Here is a 20,639-nt window from a genome sequence, read left to right on the forward strand (position 1 = left end):
GCCGTAAAAATATACTTCGACGTTGATCCATTTTCATCCTGCTGATGGTGCCGCGGAAGCGGCATGAACGTCTAACTCCATGTTTGTAGTTGTCGTTTGGCTGCACGCTTTTTCGGGAAAATAAAGGGTGATTATTTCCTTGTAAAAGGTAGCTGTTGATGAAGGACAAGGAGGAGAAAAATATTGTTTGAGTCGATCAAAGAAAACTTTAAAGAGCCGCACGGGATCATCGGTAAAATAGCCGGTAAAATAATGGAGTTGGAAAACCGCGATCTGAACGAATGGGCTGTTCATCTGTTAAATATCAAGCCGGGGGAACATGTCCTTGAGATCGGTTATAGGCCGGGCTATGGCATTGCCTATTTATTGAACCGCCACGAAGAAGTGGTCGTAGATGGGATTGATGTGTCAGAGGATATGAAAGAATTAGCCAGCAAAAAACTCAAAGAAGAAATTACCGAACAAAAAGTAAACTTGTTCGTTGGAGATATAGAGGAAAAAAGACTTCCTTCCAATCGATATGATAAAGTCCTGTCTGTGAATAATTATACGTTATGGGACGAACAGCTGGATATTCTGGCCAATATTTACAAGGCAATGGTAAATTGTTATTACAATGCAGCCGAGGCAGGAAGATGCTCAACTTGGCAAAACAAAAAAATTTGGTGAGCAGATTAAACGAGATCTTCAATCATGCGGTTTTCTTCACATTGAATGTTCCTACAAAAATATCCACCCTGAACTTGCTGTTACTGTCACGGCTGTTAAATAGACGATTCGCCTGGAGTCTCCATCCAATATATATTTGAAGCTGTTCTTCAAAAGCAATTGAAAAATGGAAATATTCAAAGTTCATGATGATGAATTAAAAATTAGTGAGTCCTTGAGAATAAATGCAGAATCAATAGCTAAAAGAAGATTTAATAAAGGTGCTGGCTTTGCAGGATATATTTGGGAGAAGGCAAACCGGAAATAGTGAATGTGATTGATACAAGTGACCAACGGTTTAATGATCAAGGACTGCCAGCCACACCGATCGGATCAATTTTAGGATTCCCCTTGAAAGTAGATGATCAAATTCTTGGCGTGCTATGCCTTCAGTTTGAAGCAATAAATGGTTTTAGTGAAGCCGACTTGCGGACAGTGGAATTTTACGCACGAATGTGAATGATATAATCAAAGTGTATAAGGAGGGATTTTAAAATGACTGCTATTCAACAATCAGTAAAAAATACTGGTTTCCAAGACATTGATAAAATATTCATGGAAGCAAACAAGCTGCTCCAAGAAGGAGACCAGTTGGAAAAAGAGATTGCCCAAGCAGTTAAGTTCAAACCAAGAATTCCTTATGCCACTCCAAAGAGTGCATTAAAACGCTTTAGATTAAAATACAAATAACAGGTTTTCACCCTGATTCAAAACCTTTGGACTTAATGGGAGGCAGCAGGAAAAGCTTTGGGCCAACAGGAGAATCCGTCTTGGAAATTTTGGATGCCTATAGCGCGGAATATGGTTTTAAACAAAAATTGGACAAAGTATATCTATTACTATAACTACAAACGGATAAAGGCAAAATGAAAAGGCCTGAGCCCGGGAGAATGCCAAGTTCAGGCCTTAGAAGTTACTTAGTATTTTGGAGCCACTTCAAAATGTAGTGTTTCATTTTGCCTGCTTTTTCAAGCATAAACAATGATGGTTGAAAGAGTGATATTTAAATAATTTTATATTTATTATTCGCTTACATAAAACGTTCCCTTGGCTGAAACTTTATCAGCCTTTATTATCTTTTTTCCTTCCTCATACGGTTAAACTATGTTGTTGTTCTTCAACGTTTACTTTGTCCATCCATTCCTTTCCTTCTATTTGTCTTGTGACAAGCATGCTTGCTACTGTATCCCCAGTAGCGTTGACCATTGTCGCGGGTGGATCGACGACGACACCGATGGCTGAAATAATGGGCAATGCTTGTATCGGCAAGCCATAGAAAGTAACAATCACCATTTCTCCAATGAAGCCCCCGCCAGGAATGCCACTCATCACCACACCGGACAATAAGGAAATCGCAATAGCGGTTAGAAACGTATTGATTCCGCTATAATCCATGTTAAACACACCAAAAACAAAAGCAATTTTAAGGATCGCTGACAGACAGGATCCATCCATATGAATGGTTGCTCCAAGAGGTAATACGGTTTCCCGGATATCTTTCGGAACGCCTATGTTTTTGGCAGCTTGTAAGTTTACCGGCAATGTGGCAAAGCTGCTTCCAGTTCCCAATGCCGTTGCTGCTGGGGTAAGGATATTTTTCCAAAAACGGGCAACCCCCTTTTTTCCCCCTGCAAGATATGCATAAAGTGTAAATCCAATAGCAAAGTAAAGAATGGCAACCGGATAATAAAGGAGGAATGCTTGAGCGTAATCACCAATCAAATCCGCGCCCATATCTCCTATCAATGCAGCGAAATAAGCTCCTAAGCCGATTGGTGCATAATACATAATGATTTGAATGACCTTCATAAATATTTCAGATCCACTTTCTAGAAATCTGGCAAACGGTTTGCCAACATCACCGGTTAACCCTGTTGCGATTCCAATGAGGACAGAAAATACAATGAGAGCAAGCATGTTTTGACGTGAAAACAGTTCAACAAAATCCGGAACGGTGAAAGTGTTTACAAGTTGCTCTGAAAGTGTAACCGTTTCTACGTTTTTCGGAGTTTCCAAAGGGATATCAACACCAGACCCCATCGGAAAAATAATCGTTGCAACAACCATCGTAACAGAAGCAATAATACCAGTAATGACGAAAATGGTTATCATCGATCCCATGATTTTACCAAGCCGGCGCATGCTATCCATGTTGGCTACAGCCGATGAAATAGAAAAGAAAACAAGTGGAACAACGACCATGAAAAGTAGATTGATAAACAAGTCTCCAAGCGGCCGAATGACACCAGCCTTTTCACCAAAAATCAGGCCGATAATGGAGCCGATAATAATTGCGGAAAGAAGAATTAATGGAAATTGATAAGCTTTTAATTTTTTTGCCAAAGTCGTTACCCCCTATGTTTGTTAGCTTCCAGTCTATTTGATTTAATATAAATGCAGGTTTCACTTCATTTAATATTCTGATTACATGTTTTTTTTAAAATAAGCAAAAACGATATTGTAATACGGTGAGATAATCGGTCTCTTTTCATGATATCTTCATAGGTTTCTCGTTGAACTGAAGTTTCAGACAGCCCGTTCTGAGCAATACAACTGCTGGTGGAATTCGGTTATCATTGTTTGACATAGCAAACCCATAAGCACCTGTGCATGAAACAGCAAGAATATCTCCTGGTTAAACGATTGGGAGCTTTAGATCTTTGATAAGCAAATTACTGTATTGTTTCGTCAATTCTATTCCATCATAACCGCCGATTTTTAAATGACCCTGTTTATTAATCTTAGATGTCCCGTGTAAATACATGTCTGATCCATCCTCTCCCTTTCCACTTTATACACTGACCGATGCTTCTGACAGAAGTTCTCCCTCAGCAACAACAACCGCATTTCCTTCCAAAAATATATCTTGAACATCGTCTTCTGTGATTCGAAAGGTAATCGTCAAAACGCCTCCTTTGGTATGAACTTTCACAGGAGAAGATACATTGCCCAACAAACCTGAAATAATTGCCGAAGCGGTTGCACCAGAACCACAGGCAAACGTCTCATCTTCCACTCCACGTTCATAAGTTCTCATCTTTATTTGGTTTTTATCAACTATTTCAATTAAGTTTACATTCGTTCCACTTGTACAGATGGCTGGATTGTATCTAATCTTTCTGGCCCATTGAATAAAATCTTCATCCTGTTTTTGGTCAATATTCCTTTCAATAAATACCGTATGAGGTACGCCTACCCAAGCAAAATGATAGAAGAAATCGTTTTCATTGAAAGGAAAAGGTTGATTGAGAGAGAAATCTTTAATCGGTATGGGCGGAAATTTAATTTGGACATTCTCATTGAGTACTCTTCCTTCGTAAATACCATTTAACGTTTCAAATGTCATCACATCCCTGCCTATCTCCATTAAATAGGCATACTTCACGATACAGCGCGCTCCGTTTCCGCACATTTCCCCTTCACTGCCGTCTGAATTGAAGTATCTCATTTTAAAGTCTGCTATATTGGATTTTTCCAAAAACATGAGACCATCCGCCCCAATGTGGAACCTTCTGGTGCAAGCTGACTTGACAAAACGGGAAAGCTCAAAACTTTTCATTATAGATTCCCGATTATCAATAATAATGAAATCATTACCGCAGCCATGCATTTTTTTAAATGGAACTTTTTTCAAGACTGAATCACTCCCAGTTTCATCATTTTACGACTCATGTTAGTTTAGCTCATAATATTTTCCAGATGAAGGTAGTATCGTTTACAATAATCGTTGACTCTTTGCGACAGTTAAATATTAATATCGCAAGTTTCATGCCAATGAAATGATTTTTTAAAAGGCTTTTCATTTTATTTAATATTATAAATTTTTTATCCGAACAAAGCAAAATCTGCCAATATTCAGCAGATTGCTTTTCCATCCATTATTTTTGTCGTCTTTTATTGAAAATTAGCAGGAATATCCAACTATTTCGCAGCCCTTGTATATTTCCATCTTTTTTTCTCAATGCCTCCGTTTCCATCAAGGCCTCTAAATGGCTGCAAATGCTTACTGTCAATCTATTGGTCATATGTTTTTTAGTTATATGGTCTTGACGGATTTCGTACCCATCCATATACTCATCGCTGATTCAAGCGCATGCTTCATTTCCCAAACATTGCCGGGCAATGAGTAGGCATGAAACAAATCTTTTTCTTCATCGGTAATCCGTGTTACCAATTTACCGCTTATGAATACATGCTATGCGAGAAACGTAACATGTCTTTTCTATGAGGGGCGGTATGTTCAAATTGAGAACATTTAACGGGCAGTATACGGAGAGTCTTTTCCTTATATTCCATGGAAGCGATTATTCAATCATTCACCACAGGACATACGATATTGGAAACATACTCACGAAAAGTACTTTAAGAAGAATTACATCAAATGGGGCTTGCGTGTTTTCAGAAGATATGCTGCTGGTGTGTGAGTGATTTAAGTTGATTGATATAAAAAAATATTGACGCATGACATACCTTCATTATTGAATACATCTGATAAAAAAGAGATGCCCGTCGTCATTTCCAGTGACTACGAACATCCCCTCATCAACGAAGCAGAAAGCCATGCTGGCAGAATGAGTTAATCGTCCGCCATTTTAGAGGAAACTTGCTTTGCCCGCCTCACACTTCTGCCATTTCGGCGTTAATTTTTCTTTCAAAATAATCCAGCGGATATATCGGCCTTTTTAATTTTTTATAATCAAAGGTGGTGAAATTGAGTGTTGTTAATCCGGGTGAATCTACAGTAATAATTTCCCGGCCAATTGGTTCAAAGGCTGCTCTGAAGTGTTGGCTTGACTTTAAGGCAACAATTTTATATTTCGTTACGTCTATTCCATGAAGTAAAAATATTTGTTCGTCTAAAACTTGAGATTTAACGGAACAGACAATGATATCCAGTCCTCCAACAACTAATCTGGCGGATTTGTCCAAGTTGTTTTTTAATCCCCTCCACATAGGCGATGATTGGCAAAAAACCCCGTCAGTAAGTGATTTTACATACGCATTGATTTCTAAAGGTTCCCCATGGAGGTTATCTGTTTTGCCTCCCAGCCTAACGTGAATATTGGCACCGACTCCGGCTTGATGGGCTTTATTTGCCACTTCTGGATCGTAAATATACCCGAAGCAGCTATCGGTTAATTGAGCATCGATCATCGCCTTTAATAAGTATGTACCATCTCCTGGTGTTCCCCCGCCCGGATTGTCGGAAGTTTCATTGATGATTATCGGTCCGCCTTCCATTTGAAGAGCCCTTTCAATGCCTTCAGCCGGGGATAAGATATTCGGAATAAATTCATCGCGGATATCCCAAATCATCGTACCTACTTTTTCTGCAATGAGTTTGGCCTTCGTTTCATCACCATCCGCTGTTACAAGGACAGATACACCTACTTTGGAAATATCCGTGTATGGAAAGCCGTGAAAAAAGGTGCAATCTATGACAGACTCGTCTTCTTCGTATTTCCAGCATGCCTCATTGATCTCTTTTGCCGGAAATTTGTTTGTCGTGGACGTTGGAATGATTAAAGGCAGACTCTCTAAATACATGACCGGAGAAATGCTTTTTGACACCATTTTTTTGGCCAAATCAATTGCTTCTCTTCCGCGGTCAAAAGAATCAGTATGCGGATAAAAGTTTACCCCTAAAAGTAAATCTGCCTCCGAAACCATCGTTTGTGTTATATTGCCGTGTAAATCGAGCGTGACAACAATCGGTATATCATAGCCAATTTCTGCCCGAAGCGCTTTAAGCAGCGACCCTTCCAGATCTTCCGTGTTCTCCGCGACCCCGGCTCCATGCATTGCAAGGCATACGGCATCTAAATTCCCCGCTGATTTGACGGACTGAAAGAGTTCCCGTTCCAAAGAGGTATATGTTTCCTTGGTAATTATTCCTGAAGGATAGGCAAAAGCAGAAAATACAGGAATCAACTCTATTTGTTGTTGTTCACTCTCATAAATCATCCCGCCCAGATAATCTTGTACACCTTTATGTGTATGAATGATATCTTTTCCATAACACCATTCCCACCTTTTAAACGTTTCCACAGTTGTTGGCGTGCTGGCAAACGTATTTGTCTCATGGGCCACTTGTCCAATCGCTATTTTCATCTTTTCCCCTCCCGGTTGCAGCAATTTTTTTACGATTTGTATAAAATCGGCAAATGATCCGGTATTGAACAACTATTGATCGTTCTTCATATTCCGGGATGTTTACATGGATATGTTTTCCACATGGCTTTTCTCCCGCCTTAATACCTTTCCGTCTGTTTTCCCTGTATACCGGCCATTTTCAACGGCTAATGCACCATTCACCAAAACATAACAGATCCCGGTAGGTTCCTGAAGAGGATCTTCATAGGTGGCTTCATCTTTTACGGTTTCCGGATCAAATACCACGATGTCCGCAGCATAACCTTCTTTTATGAATCCTCTATCTTTTAATCTCAATAACTGTGCAGGGGCACCGGTCATTTTACGGACCGCTTCCTCTAATGACATGGCTTTTTTGTCCCTCACAAAGTGACCCAATACCCGTGGATAAGTCCCATATAATCTCGGATGTGGTTTGCCGCCAAAAATGCCATCTGAACCGACGATTTGAAGAGGATGCTGCATGGCAGAAATAATATCTTCCTCCATCCCCCAATGGATGAGCATCGTAATCCCGGCATTTTCTTCAAGCATTAATTTAAAAGCGGCATCTGCAGGTTCCATGCCCAGTTCTTCAGAAATTTGCAGCATATTTTTGCCTTCAGCCCAACGGTTGGCGTCCGTGGTGACGGAAGTAAGAACGATATTTTCCCATCCACAATTCAAAACCCAGTTTTCAAAATCGACTTTTGTTTCCAGATCTGTTTTTATCTTTTTTTGAACTTCGGGATCCCTTAATTTTAGAAGCAGCTCTTCCGTTCCCCCGGAGTGCATCCACGGTGGCAGCAGCGCATGAAATACGGTTGATCCCGCAGTATAGGGATATTGGTCAAAAGTGACCTCAATACCTTCTTCCCTTGCCTGGTCGAATTTCCTCAAAGCCTGATCGTATTTTTCACGATTAACGATACCGCCTACTTTAAAGTGGGATACATGCAGCCTCACCCCGGATTGCCGGGCCACATCTATCACTTCATCAAGTGCCTCCAATATCGCATTGCTTTCATTCCGTATATGAACGACAAAGCAACCATCATATTTTGCTGCCCCCTTGCATATCTCTATCAACTCTTCTTTGCACGAATAAAGGTTAGGGGGATAAATGAGGCCGGAAGAAAGACCTGCTGCTCCCTGCTCCATCCCTTCTTCTACCAATCTCCTCATTTTTTCCATTTCGTCCCGGGTGGCTTTTCGCCCTTCAAATCCCATAACAAGGGTTCTGACAGCACCATGAGGAACCAAGTAAACCGCATTATTGTTAATCTCTGCTTTGTCTAAAAAAGCGAGATATTCTTCAATCGTGTTCCACGGCCAGTCACCTATGTCACCGTTCAATCCTTTCAGTTGCTTTTGCCAAAGAGGTTTTGTTTCCTCTGATACTGGTGCCACTGAAATGCCATCCTGGCCAAACAACTCAGTTGTTACACCTTGTAAAACTTTTATTTTATGAATCTCCGGTTTTGTGCAAAGAAGGTCAGAGTGAACATGTGTATCAATAAACCCCGGACTAACTGCCATTTGATCAGCATCAATGACTTTATAGGCAGCTTGGCCGCTTAAATCCCCCATTTTTTGGATGATTCCGTCTTTCACGCCAATGTCGGACTTTGTCCATGGGTTTTCTGTACCGTCATAAATTTTTCCATTTTTAATGATTACATCAAACATTTGCCTTCCTCCCTGTCGCAATCTGTTTCTGACTCTTAAGAAGCTTTTTGGTTAAAAGAAAACCGTTCATACGTGTTAGTACTCAATACCGTTCACTCATTCACGTTTATTTTTTTCGCAAAAGGAAACAAGCCTGATTCTTTGCTTATATGATCATATTTGCCGATTCGCTTTTGTACATTTTCAAAATCATGAACAGCTATGCCATTTACGATTACATTCAGAACAGAAAAAATAACAGGCATTCCTTTTAAAGCAGTTGGAATAGAGGTTTTCACTTTTAATAGATAATCTGCAATGAATCCAATCGGGGATAACTCATGATCTGTGATCGCCAATAATGATGCCTCTTTTTTCTTTGCGGCTTTGACAAAAGAAACAGTCTCATCAGCATATCTCGGAAAGGAAAAAGCAATAACAAGACTTTTATCTGTCAGTTGTGAAATATAATAAATGGCATCGTCCATATTTCCCCGATATAGATGTGTATTTCCCTTTACAATATTCAGACAGAAGTGCAGCCAGCTTGCCGGCGCAAAGGAGCTTCTTGCCCCGGCAATAAAAATGTTTTCTGTGTCCAGTATTTTTTCAACAATATGTTCCAATAACTGTTCATCAATGGCATGCATCGTTTTTTGAATAAAATCCATATCTTCTTTAATCGTATCCTGAATCCAGCTTTTTCTGTCACTTAACATACTTGCGGAATCCCGATATCTTGCCAATGCATCACTTTGTTGTTTTAACAGGATATGGTCTTGAATTAGTTTCTGCAATTCACTATAGCCCGTAAAGCCAAGCGTATAACTGAGCCGGATCACTGTTGTCTCACTAGTTCCCGTAAGTTCTCCCAGTTCTTTCGCTGTATGGAAAGCCACCTCCTCGATATGATCCATTAAATATTTGGCAATCCTTTGTTGTCCCTTGGTTAAGCCCTTATACTGCTGACGTATTCTTGTTCTGAGTTTATTCATAAAGAATTTCCCTTCGACATCCTATTTTTCTGCGATTGTCTTTTCTTTAAAAGTTGCATTTCCAACAGTTTTGCCCCAAAATTTCTGAATCACGCTTCGAGAGGGTTCCGGCGTCAAATAACTTACTACAATCATCATCAAAATGGAAAGTGCTGTAGCGGTTACGATGGTCTGCATTCCGAATGAATTTGGGAAAAACTCTCCCAAAATAATGTATCCAAGAAGACCGGAATACATGGATGCCAGTGCCCCCCAATTATTTGCCCGCTTCCAGTAAAGACCAAAAACAATCGGTGCAAAAAACGTCGCTTCCAATCCTCCAATTGCATAAATAACGATAAATTGCAGATACTCCGGCGGAGTCAAGGCAAATAATACAACTCCAACCCCAATAGCAATTGTTGTGAAATAAGACAATTTTGCAATCTGTCTATCACTTGCCTTTGGGTTGATATAGTTTAAATAAATATCTTTTACAACTGAAGAACTTGTTACTAGCAGCATAGAATCTACTGTAGACATAATTGCTGCCAACGGAGCTGCCAAGACGATCCCTGCCACCCAACCAGGCATTATGTCCAAAACAAGTGTAGGAAGTGCCATATCTGCTACCTCAAGATTTGGATAAAGGACTTTTACAAAAGGGCCAATCGTAACGAAGAAAATCGTAAATAAAGCCATTACAAATCCACTATAAATAATGGATTTATGCATCGCATCTGTATTTTTGAAAGTCATGCCCCTGACGGATGCGTGAGGGAGACCGATGCCTGCAATTCCCAAAAGTATAAAATAAGAAAACAGCATTGCCGGAGTAGCTCCAGCGGGTCCTGGCAGTTCCACCATTTCAGGATGTTCTGCAACGAGCTTGCCAATAAGACCGCTAAACCCTTCTGTTTTCACCAGGAAGAAAATCCAAAGTAAAATACCGCCGAGTATCATGATCACACCCTGAATGGCATCGGTCAATGCTACTGCTCTAAATCCACCGTAAACTGTATAGACGACAACCGTTAATCCAAAAATAATTAAGCCAGCTTTATACGGAAGGCCTGTAATGGATTCTAAAATTCTGGCCCCGCCCACAAATTGGGCTACCATATATGCGCTGATAAAGAGAATGATTCCCAGTGAACTTCCCAATACAACAGCCGTACTTTGATATCTTTCCTTCAAAAAATCGGTCAAAGTTACTGCATTTATTTTTCTCGCTACTATGGCAAATTTTTTCCCCAGAATACCAAGTATATAAATCCCCAGTCCGATTTGAGTCATCGAGATTAATGCCCAACCAAATCCCATATTATATGCAACGCCCGGTGATCCGATAAAAGTTCCGGCACTTGCAGCAGATGCCAGAATCGTAAAGGTTAATACAAGAGGTCCCAACGATCTGCCGCCAATAAAATATTCCTCTTGGAAACTGGTCTTTCTATTTTTAATATGTTTATGAAGAAGTCCGCCCACGATAAACGTAGACAATAAGTATAATAAGATAGGTATTAATACATCCCATTTCATCTGCAATCCACCTACCCTTCATCCTCTGCTTCTATTGACATATCTTTGAAGAAGTACTTAACCATAAAGTATGGAAGGATGCTGAATAGTATCGATCCAACGATTCCCCCCCAAAAATACCAATCCGGAAAACCGAGAATAAAGCTCATGGAGGAAGCGCTTTTATTCAATCCTATTGCCAAGGGAACGCCGCCCATCAAAATGATATTTACAGCAAACAACCCAAGGACTACCCGCATTTCAAAAGTGCATTGAGCAAATCTGCTGTCTTCTACTAAATGATCTTCCGTTTTCTTCATCTTTTAACATGTCCCCCATCCCTTTAAAGTTTTTGCTTCTTATTTTTAAGAAATTAAAGCTTATACTTCAGTTTACTAATTGAAATTTTTAAAGTCAAGGGAATAATGTGAATTAACAAATAATTAGTAATAAGGTAGTATGATTTGAAAAATGAAAAAAATTACATTGCGTCAATAAAAGTCAAATGCTTTTTTAAAGATTGCTTACAGATGATTGCAGCAGCAACCATAAAATGCCCCTTTTAGAATCCAGGTTTTACCTGTTTACTAAAGGGGCATATCCACCTTAAAATTTTAAAAACTTAATCCCACTTCTTTATCAGGCCATTTGCCTCTTTCATGAGAGCACCGTAAGCTTCCTCTGTAATCAAGCCGCTTTTCTTTTGTTGATTCAACAATACCTTAAATCCTTCCATATGCTTCACGACTTTTTCTCCCAATTCTTTTTTCTCAAATTGGCTGACAGCAGTTAAATGGGTAGTTAAAGCACGGGCTGTTTGATTATTTTTGATATCGCCATTAGCGGCAAAGTAATTCACATGACTAATGATGCTAGACGCATTTACTGTCTGGGCTGATGCAGCGGTTTGCGCTGCTTTTTCTATCGCTTTTTCCAAGTTTTGCACCGCAGTGCTGACGGCTTCGGCGTTTCCGTTTTCCAAGGCTTCTGCAAGTTCAGGAAGAGGTTGTGCTGCATAACCGGTAGTCAATCCCGGAGCCCAAATGAGATGTTTGTACCAAGGCCGTGATGGCAGGCCGTCTTCATTGATCAAATTTCGCTCTTGATCCATCATTGCCCGATTGACAGTACTCAAGGTTTGTCTATCGGCCTTGTCCAAATTGCCGACGGACAAGATTCTGTCGTACTTCGCCTCCAGAAAAGCAGCTTCTTTTTTCCATTCCTGAGCCTGGGCAATAACGCCGGAAAGGTCAACGTTGTCTTTATATTTTTTCTCCATATTTTTCAGCAAGTCAGATACATCCGCTGCATATGTTGAATAACGGAATGGCATGATGTCAGCATTCGCCAGCCGCAGGGCCATCTTCCCAACGATTTCCACAGTTGCTCCTTGATGCAGGTAGCCGGGATCGACGAACCGTTCCAGAGAATCCGTATTATCATACGCACTGTGATAGAGCCCGCCTGGCGAACTGAACCCGATGCCCGCTGATGGAACACCAATATGATCGATAAAGGCAGTATAGTCCGAACCGCTTCCAAGTTGACCAACATTCGGCAAGCGGTTTCCGGCCCTTTCGAACCAATCATCATAGATGGATGTACTTGTTCTCGGCTTAGTCACGGTCTTTGTTACAGAGTAAATCAATTCCTTCATGGACGGCACTCCGGATGCGTTAAAGAATTGGCCGCCCGCAGAGTCCATGTTTATATAAGCGACGGCATTTTCAATCAATTCGTTGCGTTTGTCTTCCACCCATTCTGTAGAGCCGATCAGGCCGTATTCTTCTCCATCCCATCCTGCCAGGACAATTGTACGCTCCGGTTTCCAGCCCTCCTGATACATTTCTCCCAGTACCCGGGCAATTTCCATCGTAGTTGCCCAACCGGAAGTATTGTCATTTGCTCCAAAAGCCCATGTGTCCCGATGCGCTCCCAATACTACGATTTCATCCGGATATTTAGAACCGGGGATGCGGACAATCAAATTATTTACAGGTCTTTGGGCATAATCAATATCAAGGGATAAACGAACCTTTATAGCACCGGCACCGAAACGGTAATTGAACGGAAGTCCCCCCTGCCAGGATTTAGGCACCTGTTCACCATCCATCGCTTCCATCAAATGTCGTGCCTCGCCATATGAAATCGGTTGTGTAGGTATAGCAGCAAGGGATTCTGCTTCTCCAGGATCCAAGCGATTCACACCAGGCTTCGAAGGTTCCCCAGGTGTAAGGGGATCACCAGGATATTGATAAATCTTTAAAATACTGCCCCGTTGAATACTATCATCAGGACGCCACGGTCCATTTGGGTAAACTTCGCCGCGGGAGTAACCGTCATCTGCCGGATCAGAATAGATTAACATCCCTTTTGCACCGTGTTTAGCTGCTTGATCGGGCTTTACACCGCGGAAGTTTTGACCATATCTCGCAATGACAATTTTATCCTTGACGGATATGCCCCTTTGTTTCAGCTCTTCAAAATCTTCCGGTCTGCCATAGTTGGCATATACAAGTTCACCTTCGACGATCCCTGATGGGGAATAAGCTGCAAACCCGGGGATGATTTTGGCCGCAATGTCGGCAGGCAAATTTTCCATCACGTTCAGTTCCCTTGTTTCAGGAGCCGTCTGTGTAACAGAAAGTTCATTTGGTCTGGGCAAATATACGTCATATGAATCTACTTCTGGTTCCAGCCCAGCCTTACGCAATTCATTAATGGAAAAATCAAGGGCTTCCTTGTTTCCCACAGTTCCAACCTCAGGAATAAAGCTGCTTATCTTCCTTGAATAGTACCCAATATTTTCTGGATCCATCTTTTCTGAAAGAATTTCTTCAAATTCCCGTTGCCAATCTACCTTTTCCTCCGAGAAACCAAAATAATCACCTTGATTGGTTTCGGCCCTGCCAAGACCGTTTGAGGTTACGACAAGTGCAAAAATGAACAGGCCAGTCATAAAAAAACTGTACTTTTTCCTCAAAAAAACCATCCTTTCCTTTTTTAGTTTAATTTTACTATAATTCTAAAAATTTTCATGATTAGGAAGGATGATTTATAAATAAGGGTATTTAGTCATCCACAGATCCAAATAGCGGGGCTTAGACAAGGACTGTTCCTCAATGGACTCTAACAATCTCTCGCTTTTCATCAATGGAATAAGGCATCCCAAAATGCGTAACCACACTCACGATTTTTATAACGTCTGCAGTTTACTTGTAAGCCCACTCTCTTTTCCCATAAAGATGATTCCGCAATAGCTAAACTTGCAATCCATAATGGTTGGAATAAGGAAACAGGAGAGGCACCATTCCACTGCTATCTCCAACTTTTTTTTACATTGATCACCTTTTTGGTAATGAGTGTTCCTATATGAGCGGCCTGTTCTGCTGTCAAAGATATATCTTGTGATTCAAATCCTATTATAGGAATTGATTCCGAACATTCTCGTTCATGTTGTCAACTATTTCATCCAAAATAAAGAAAAAAGGGAAGGTACCCAGGTGAAATAGGTACTATCCCTTTATTTATGTGCTTATTAAAATTATGCTTGGAGCAATCCGACGAGTTTTTTTTACTTTCTTTTAATGCCATTTTCCATCAGCTTCCGGCAAAGCTGCTTCTGCTCCAAATCACAACCGGGATGATAAGTAATGAAATCATCCCTCCCGCAACAGCCAATGTTGTGTAGCTCGTTTGCGCTGCGATAATACCTGACAGTACCCCACCCAATGCTCCTGACAAAGCGATAAACACGTCAACTGCGCCTTGTGTCTTTGCACGGGTGGATAAGCTTGTGGAATCCACAATCAGCGCTGTCCCGCTGATCAAGCCAAAGTTCCAACCGAGCCCCAGTAAAGTAAGCGAAATCATGAGTGTAGTCATGGAATCACTCGGAGCAAAAACAGGCAAAGCACCTGCAATCAGAAGTGTTACTCCAGATGCAATAGCCATGGTTCCACGCCCGATTTTATCCACGAGAATGCCGGTCACTAGAGAAGGCAGGTACATGGCGCCAACATGGATGCCGATGACAAGCCCCACTTTCCCCAAATCATGTCCGTGATTCTCCATATGTACAGGCGTCATGGTCATAATGGCAACCATCACAAATTGGGACAGGACCATAATGGAGAACCCTGTGGCAACTCCCCTGGTATTTGTTTTTTCCGGATCTTGCTCCTTAATTTGATCTTCTCCTGTTTGCTCATTTGTGATGGCTTTTGCAACAAAAAGCGGATCAGGGCGAAGTAAAACGAGAAGAATCAGGCCCGCAAGGAAATATGCTGCAGCCGCAAGGATGAATGGGCCCGCCAGGGCCGGAATTCCAATTGTTACAGCAAATTCCCCCATGACATCGACCAAGTTTGGGCCTGCTACAGCACCGAACGTCGTAGCCACCATCGCAATGCTTACGGCTGTAGCACGTTGTGTGGGGCTTGCCAAATCCGTACCCGCGTACCGCGCCTGTAAATTTGTAGCGGTTCCGGCTCCATAGATTAATAGTGAGGTAAAAAGTAGAAAAACGCTATTTACTACTGCGGCTGCCACTACCCCTGCTGCCCCGAGCGCTCCAGCAAGAAAACCTCCCGCCAGTCCGAAACGGCGTCCAAACCGTTGTGAAGCCCTTCCTACAAGAAACGCCGAGCCGGCGGACCCAAATGTAAACAACGCAACCGGCACCCCTGCAAAACTATTGGATCCAAGCATTTCCTGTGCCAGGAGTGCCCCAACAGTGATGCCTGCAGCGAGTCCTGCACCACCGAAAATTTGCGAAATAACTATAATGGTTAACGTCCTGCGATATAAATGCATTTGTTTGTCCGGGGAATCTATGTAACTTTTTATTTTAAAATCATTGGAATAATCGGCTTTATGCAGCATCATTTATTCCACCTTTCGGGAATCTTTCTATATATATGATTAGGCGTTCATATAATTGAAAAAGCTTTATAAAATAATCAGATTTTCCCGACGAAAGAACTTGTCGTTATATCATTCAACATAAGCCGATTCGGCTTGAAATCTCCCAGGTTCTTCTGAAATAAAAAAAGAGTGGCTATTGGTGCCGCTCTTTATTTTGCTCTTTGCATTTTTCTTACATCTGCTTTTGTTTCTATCAATTCTTCCAATACAATGGAAAACTTTGTATCCAGGTGCTTAATTTGGTCAGTCAGATTTTTTTCCATAGACTTTAACTGGGTTTCCAAATTATCTTGGCGGATTTCCATTTTTTCTTGGCTGGTTTCAATGATGGCAAAACGGCCTTCCAGCTTATCGAGACGATCTTCCACCTTTTCAAGACGGCTTTCTACCTCTTCAAGACGGTCTTCCACTTTATCAAGACGATCTTCCACCTTATCGAGACGATCTTCTACCTTTTCAAGACGGTTTTCTACCTTTTCAAGGCGGTCTTCCACTTTATCAAGACGATCTTCCACCTTATCAAGACGATCTTCTACCTTTTCAAGACGATCTTCTACCTTTTCAAGACGGCTTTCCACCTTTTCAAGACGGTTTTCTACGCCAATGATCCTTTCTGTAAGCCGTTTCTCGGTTTGAGTTAATTGCTCTGATAATTCCATAATGGCCTGATAGATGACATTCTGATTAATTTCCTGGCCCAATTTTTTGATCTCCCTTCCCATTATTATTCTTCTTTGACTATAACGTTCTTCCGTATCCAGCGCAAAGGGTGAATGATGAACAATGACAAATGGAAATCGCGAATTTTCTATATTTATATACATCATATAACAAATTTGGACAATCTCCTACCCTCATTTTTGAAAAATTCCGGTTCAAAGAGACACCCTAAAAAAAGATGCCCCGCAGCCGCTGGCCACGGGGCATTTCCCTGCTTATCCAGAAACGATTAAATTAACTTTTCAGTACATCATGATCGACGTAGCGCTCGCCGTTTAATTCGGAGATGACATTGATGGCGACTTTGGCGCCGTCTCCCGCTGTGATAATCGTATGGACGCTGACACCGGCAACTGTTCCAGCCGCCCAGATTCCGTCGATGTTTGTTTTTCCTGCTGCATCCACATCAACGACCGTCTTGATTCTCGGTTCTGTGCCTGCCTTCATGTTCACGCCGATTTTTTCGGCCAGTGTAGCCAGTGCTCCGGTAGCCAAGATGACATGCTTGGCTTCATATTGATTGTTTTCCGTTTCCACACGCAAACCGTTATCTGTTTTCGTGACGTTTACGGCTGTATCTTTTACAATTTCAGCTCCAAAGCTTTCAGCCTGCTTTTTGCCGGTTTCAATTAATTCCGGTCCTGTAATATCCTCAATCCCATAGTGGTTTCGGATCCAGGCCCGCTTCGTCATGCTTTTGTCACTGTCGATCACGATCGTTTTTTTGCCGGCTTTGGCTGCAAAGATGGCAGCGCTTGCTCCTGCGGTGCCTGCGCCGATAATTGCGATATCGTACATATGCCTCCACTCCTTTGTAAGCATTTCTTTGCCAGAAGCATACCATATCTTTTGGGAAATGTGACGGAAAATGCTCGAAACGCTTCTTTTTCTAGCAAAAGCAGGATGCAAAAAGGCCCCTGAAACGGGACCCATTTGCTTACTTTAATGCCATTTGCTCGGGCAGCCAAAGCGAGAGCTGCGGAATCAAAATGACGATCACAAGTACAAGGATCATCAATACAATAAATGGAATAATCCCCATTACGACGGCGCCCAGTTTTTCTTTGGCGATGCCGCTTACCACGAACAGGTTCAGCCCTACAGGCGGTGTAATCATTCCAAGCTCCATATTAATCGTCATAATGATGGCAAAATGAATTAAATTAATATCAAAATGCACGAGCATCGGCAGCAAAATTGGCAACGTGATTAAAATAATCGAAACGGCTTCCAGGAACATGCCCATGATAAAGAATAAAATATTGACGATGATGAGGAAGACCCACTTATTGATATCACTTTCGGCAATCCATGCACCAATTTCCTGGGGGATTTGTGCATTTGTCAAATAGAGCCCGAACAGGCTGGCTGCTCCAATGATGAGGAAAATCATGGCCGTGATATTAATGGATTCCACAATAATTGGACGTACATCCTTCCAGTGCAGTTCCCGGTAAATAAAAGCAGAAACGATAATTCCGTAAAATACGGCAATAACTGCAGATTCTGTTGGTGTAACAACACCGCTGTATATGCTTCCAAGGATGAGGACCGGCAAGAAGGCGCCCCAAATGGCTTTAAGCGAGCTTTTTCCCCTTTCCTCCCAGCTTGCCTTTTCTCCCTTTCCATATCCATTGCGCTTGGCATAAAAAATAGCGGAAGCAATCAATACGCCACCGAGGAGAAGACCCGGAATGACACCTGCCATAAAAAGTTCTCCAATCGATTCTTCCGCTGTAATCCCATAAATGATCAGAGGAATACTGGGCGGAATCAGGATGCCCAGTGTACCAGCGGCAGCAACAAGCCCCATGGAGTATTTTTTGTCATAACCTGCACTGACCATCGCCGGAATCATAATGGAACCGATCGCAGCTGCTGTAGCCGGGCTTGATCCTGAAATCGCCGCAAAAATCATGCACGCCAAAATGGTAACAACCGATAATCCGCCCGGTAAATGGCCAACCCATGCCCGCAGGGCTTCGATTAAATATTTTGATATTCCGCCCCGCGCAAGAAGCACACCCGCCAAAACGAACCCGGGTATCGCCATCATCGGAAATGAATCCAGGGCAGTAAAAATGCGCTGCGGAACCATGTCCATGTTGAAATCGCTTTGAAACAGGACAACGATCGTGGATAAAGCAAGACTGACAGCAATGGGAACCCTCAGCAGAACAAGGATGAAGAAAAGACTAAGTAGCAGGATTATCATATTGTACATCCTTTCCACGAATCAACTGAACGAGCCGCTCAATGAATCGAAACAAAAATAAAAGTCCGGAAAGCGGCAAAATCAAATAGACAATCCACATCGGAATTCCGACATCCAAAGACACCATCCCGGAGTGGTAGCGGCTTTCCACAAGGAGAAACCCATAATACGTATAGATCAGGCAAAATAGGACACTTACACAAGTCGCAAAGTAATCCAGGATTTTTTTGCCCCGCTTAGACAGCTTGTCATAAAATATATCCACCTGGATATGCTGATTATGGCGCAATGCAATGGCAAAGCCCAAAAATGTTCCCCATATGATCAAATAACGAACGACTTCCTCAACCCACGCTTTCGGCTCGTTAAAAACATACCGCATGATTACTCCGTAAAAAATCAGGGATATTCCAGCAAAAAAGAGCGTTCCGGCCGAGATTTCTTCAATGGCGCACCAAATATTTTTCAGCTTTCGCATATACCAACACCCCTTTTTGTATCATTCTAAGAAAAACGGCGGTGCGTCTTTCTTTGGAAGTTAGAGGTCAGAAGCCAGATTGGTCTAAATTTGCGAAAGAGCCAATTTATGCTTTCTGACCTTTTAAAAAAATCAACGAGTGCCGACCAGTCAACTTGATCGACACCCATCGTTCTTACTTCAGACTGCGAATGCCTTCGATAAGGTCTTTTGTAATGACATCTTCAAACTCGTCATATACAGGCTGCAATGCTTCCTTTAGTGCATTTTTTTCTTCGTCTGTCAGCTCGATAACTTCCATTTTCCCGGAATTTTTCAGATTTTCAAAGCTGGCTTCATTTTCTTCCGCAGCCAGTTCCCATGCAAGGTCAGTTGCTTCTTTCAATGCTTCCTCCACTTGAGTGCGAATTTCTTCCGGCATGCTTTCCCAGAAGGATTTGTTCACGAATATCGCATAGTCAAGACGGCCATGTTCGCTGAGCGTCAAATATTTTTGGACTTCCTGATACTTCTGTGTATCCATGTTGTTAAATGTATTTTCCTGTCCATCTACTGTTCCTTGCTGGAGAGCCGCATATGTTTCACCAAATGCAATCGTAGCGCTTCCTGCTCCCAAAGCTTGGAATTGGGCTTCCAGCACTTTACCGGCTTGCGCACGGAATTTAAGGCCTTTGAAGTCTTCCGGTTTCTTTAACGGATGTTTGTTGTTTGTAAAATGTTTGAAACCATTCTCCCAGAATGCGAGACCCATAATATCGTTGCTTGCCAATTGTTCACTGTTCAACAGACTTTTTGCTACGTCACTTTCAAAAAATTTGTGTACATGCTCCTGGTCTTCAAACAGGTATGGCATGTCAACATACTGCCAACGCGGATCCAGCTTTACCATTTTGGTAACAGAAGGAGCGATCATATGAACGTTTCCGGAAGTCAGGGCATCCAACTCATCATTATCACCATACAATTGTGAGGACGGATATACCTCGACCTTTGCTTTTCCGCCTGTTTTCTCTTCCACAAGCTCTTTAAAACGCTCGGCTGCCTTCCCTTTCACACTGTCAATGGACGTCACGTGGGAAAATTTGATCACAATCGGCTTGTCCTTCGATGCCTCTTTTTCACTGCCGGAGCTCTTCCCTGAACTCCCTGAACTCCCTGAACAAGCTGCGGTAAAGATGGCCAGCAGTGCAATGAGACTGGCAATTACGAGTTTTCTCATTTTTATAATCATTCCTTTCGCTACGCTCAAGGCACAACACCGCATGAAAATGAAGCATTATGCCTTTTATCTTTCGTT

General features: G+C 42.0%; 18 protein-coding genes and 1 pseudogene. 3 read left to right on the forward strand and 16 right to left on the reverse strand.

Translation table 11 applies throughout. From position 1 onward, the window contains the following. The first annotated feature begins 183 nt into the window (after window positions 1-183). From AB1L08_RS17590 to AB1L08_RS17600, 3 genes are all read left to right on the forward strand, one after another. Window positions 184-669, forward strand: coding sequence for a class I SAM-dependent methyltransferase (locus AB1L08_RS17590; protein ID WP_413065949.1), 486 nt, complete (start codon window positions 184-186; stop codon window positions 667-669). Between the two features lie 282 nt (window positions 670-951). After that, window positions 952-1,167 (forward strand): GAF domain-containing protein, encoded by a 216-nt coding sequence (locus AB1L08_RS17595; RefSeq protein WP_413065950.1) that lies wholly within the window; start codon window positions 952-954, stop codon window positions 1,165-1,167. A 36-nt stretch (window positions 1,168-1,203) separates the two neighbouring features. Next, window positions 1,204-1,398 (forward strand): hypothetical protein, encoded by a 195-nt coding sequence (locus AB1L08_RS17600; RefSeq protein WP_413065951.1) that lies wholly within the window; start codon window positions 1,204-1,206, stop codon window positions 1,396-1,398. A 399-nt stretch (window positions 1,399-1,797) separates the two neighbouring features. Here AB1L08_RS17600 and AB1L08_RS17605 read toward each other — a convergent pair whose 3' ends face one another. The 16 genes and pseudogenes from AB1L08_RS17605 to AB1L08_RS17675 form a co-directional block, all read right to left on the reverse strand. Then, the gene (locus tag AB1L08_RS17605; protein ID WP_413065952.1) at window positions 1,798-3,051 is read right to left on the reverse strand and encodes a dicarboxylate/amino acid:cation symporter; all 1,254 of its coding nucleotides are present in this window, start codon (window positions 3,049-3,051) and stop codon (window positions 1,798-1,800) included. A 292-nt stretch (window positions 3,052-3,343) separates the two neighbouring features. Next, on the reverse strand, window positions 3,344-3,472 hold the full coding sequence (locus AB1L08_RS17610) for a hypothetical protein (RefSeq protein ID WP_413065953.1): 129 nt from the start codon (window positions 3,470-3,472) through the stop codon (window positions 3,344-3,346). A 27-nt stretch (window positions 3,473-3,499) separates the two neighbouring features. Further along, window positions 3,500-4,318: a diaminopimelate epimerase gene (gene dapF / locus AB1L08_RS17615; RefSeq protein ID WP_413065966.1), complete on the reverse strand. Its 819-nt coding sequence runs from the start codon at window positions 4,316-4,318 to the stop codon at window positions 3,500-3,502. A 1,007-nt stretch (window positions 4,319-5,325) separates the two neighbouring features. Further along, on the reverse strand, window positions 5,326-6,819 hold the full coding sequence (locus AB1L08_RS17620; protein WP_413065954.1) for a M81 family metallopeptidase: 1,494 nt from the start codon (window positions 6,817-6,819) through the stop codon (window positions 5,326-5,328). Window positions 6,820-6,921: 102 nt separating this feature from the next. After that, a complete protein-coding gene (locus AB1L08_RS17625; RefSeq protein ID WP_413065955.1) occupies window positions 6,922-8,529 on the reverse strand; it encodes an N-acyl-D-amino-acid deacylase family protein in 1,608 nt (535 codons plus the stop codon). Window positions 8,530-8,621: 92 nt separating this feature from the next. Next, complete coding sequence (locus AB1L08_RS17630) at window positions 8,622-9,503, reverse strand: MurR/RpiR family transcriptional regulator (protein ID WP_413065956.1); 882 nt, start codon at window positions 9,501-9,503, stop codon at window positions 8,622-8,624. 21 nt (window positions 9,504-9,524) lie between these two features. After that, on the reverse strand, window positions 9,525-11,024 hold the full coding sequence (panF, locus tag AB1L08_RS17635; RefSeq protein WP_413065957.1) for a sodium/pantothenate symporter: 1,500 nt from the start codon (window positions 11,022-11,024) through the stop codon (window positions 9,525-9,527). Between the two features lie 11 nt (window positions 11,025-11,035). Continuing rightward, window positions 11,036-11,323, reverse strand: a complete 288-nt coding sequence (locus AB1L08_RS17640) for a DUF997 family protein (protein WP_413065958.1) — start codon at window positions 11,321-11,323, stop codon at window positions 11,036-11,038. Window positions 11,324-11,625: 302 nt separating this feature from the next. Continuing rightward, window positions 11,626-13,995 carry a M28 family metallopeptidase gene (locus AB1L08_RS17645; protein ID WP_413065959.1) on the reverse strand — a complete coding sequence of 790 codons (2,370 nt, stop codon included), beginning with the start codon at window positions 13,993-13,995 and terminating at the stop codon, window positions 11,626-11,628. Window positions 13,996-14,103: 108 nt separating this feature from the next. Next, window positions 14,104-14,237 (reverse strand): annotated as a pseudogene (locus AB1L08_RS22600) (ISL3 family transposase); the annotation flags it as partial. Window positions 14,238-14,603: 366 nt separating this feature from the next. Next, on the reverse strand, window positions 14,604-15,890 hold the full coding sequence (locus tag AB1L08_RS17650) for an MFS transporter (protein ID WP_413065960.1): 1,287 nt from the start codon (window positions 15,888-15,890) through the stop codon (window positions 14,604-14,606). A gap of 188 nt (window positions 15,891-16,078) precedes the next feature. Then, complete coding sequence (locus tag AB1L08_RS17655; RefSeq protein ID WP_413065961.1) at window positions 16,079-16,630, reverse strand: hypothetical protein; 552 nt, start codon at window positions 16,628-16,630, stop codon at window positions 16,079-16,081. Between the two features lie 253 nt (window positions 16,631-16,883). Then, the gene (locus AB1L08_RS17660) at window positions 16,884-17,447 is read right to left on the reverse strand and encodes an FAD-dependent oxidoreductase (RefSeq protein WP_413065962.1); all 564 of its coding nucleotides are present in this window, start codon (window positions 17,445-17,447) and stop codon (window positions 16,884-16,886) included. A gap of 139 nt (window positions 17,448-17,586) precedes the next feature. Beyond that, window positions 17,587-18,864, reverse strand: a complete 1,278-nt coding sequence (locus AB1L08_RS17665; protein WP_413065963.1) for a TRAP transporter large permease — start codon at window positions 18,862-18,864, stop codon at window positions 17,587-17,589. Further along, window positions 18,845-19,342: a TRAP transporter small permease gene (locus AB1L08_RS17670; RefSeq protein ID WP_413065964.1), complete on the reverse strand. Its 498-nt coding sequence runs from the start codon at window positions 19,340-19,342 to the stop codon at window positions 18,845-18,847. The genes AB1L08_RS17665 and AB1L08_RS17670 overlap by 20 nt, the downstream gene beginning before the upstream one ends. A 175-nt stretch (window positions 19,343-19,517) precedes the next feature. After that, window positions 19,518-20,561, reverse strand: coding sequence for a TRAP transporter substrate-binding protein (locus AB1L08_RS17675; protein WP_413065965.1), 1,044 nt, complete (start codon window positions 20,559-20,561; stop codon window positions 19,518-19,520). Window positions 20,562-20,639: the final 78 nt, after the last annotated feature.

The organism is Siminovitchia jepli, assembly GCF_047228825.1.
Classification (GTDB): Bacteria; Bacillota; Bacilli; order Bacillales; family Bacillaceae_C; genus Siminovitchia.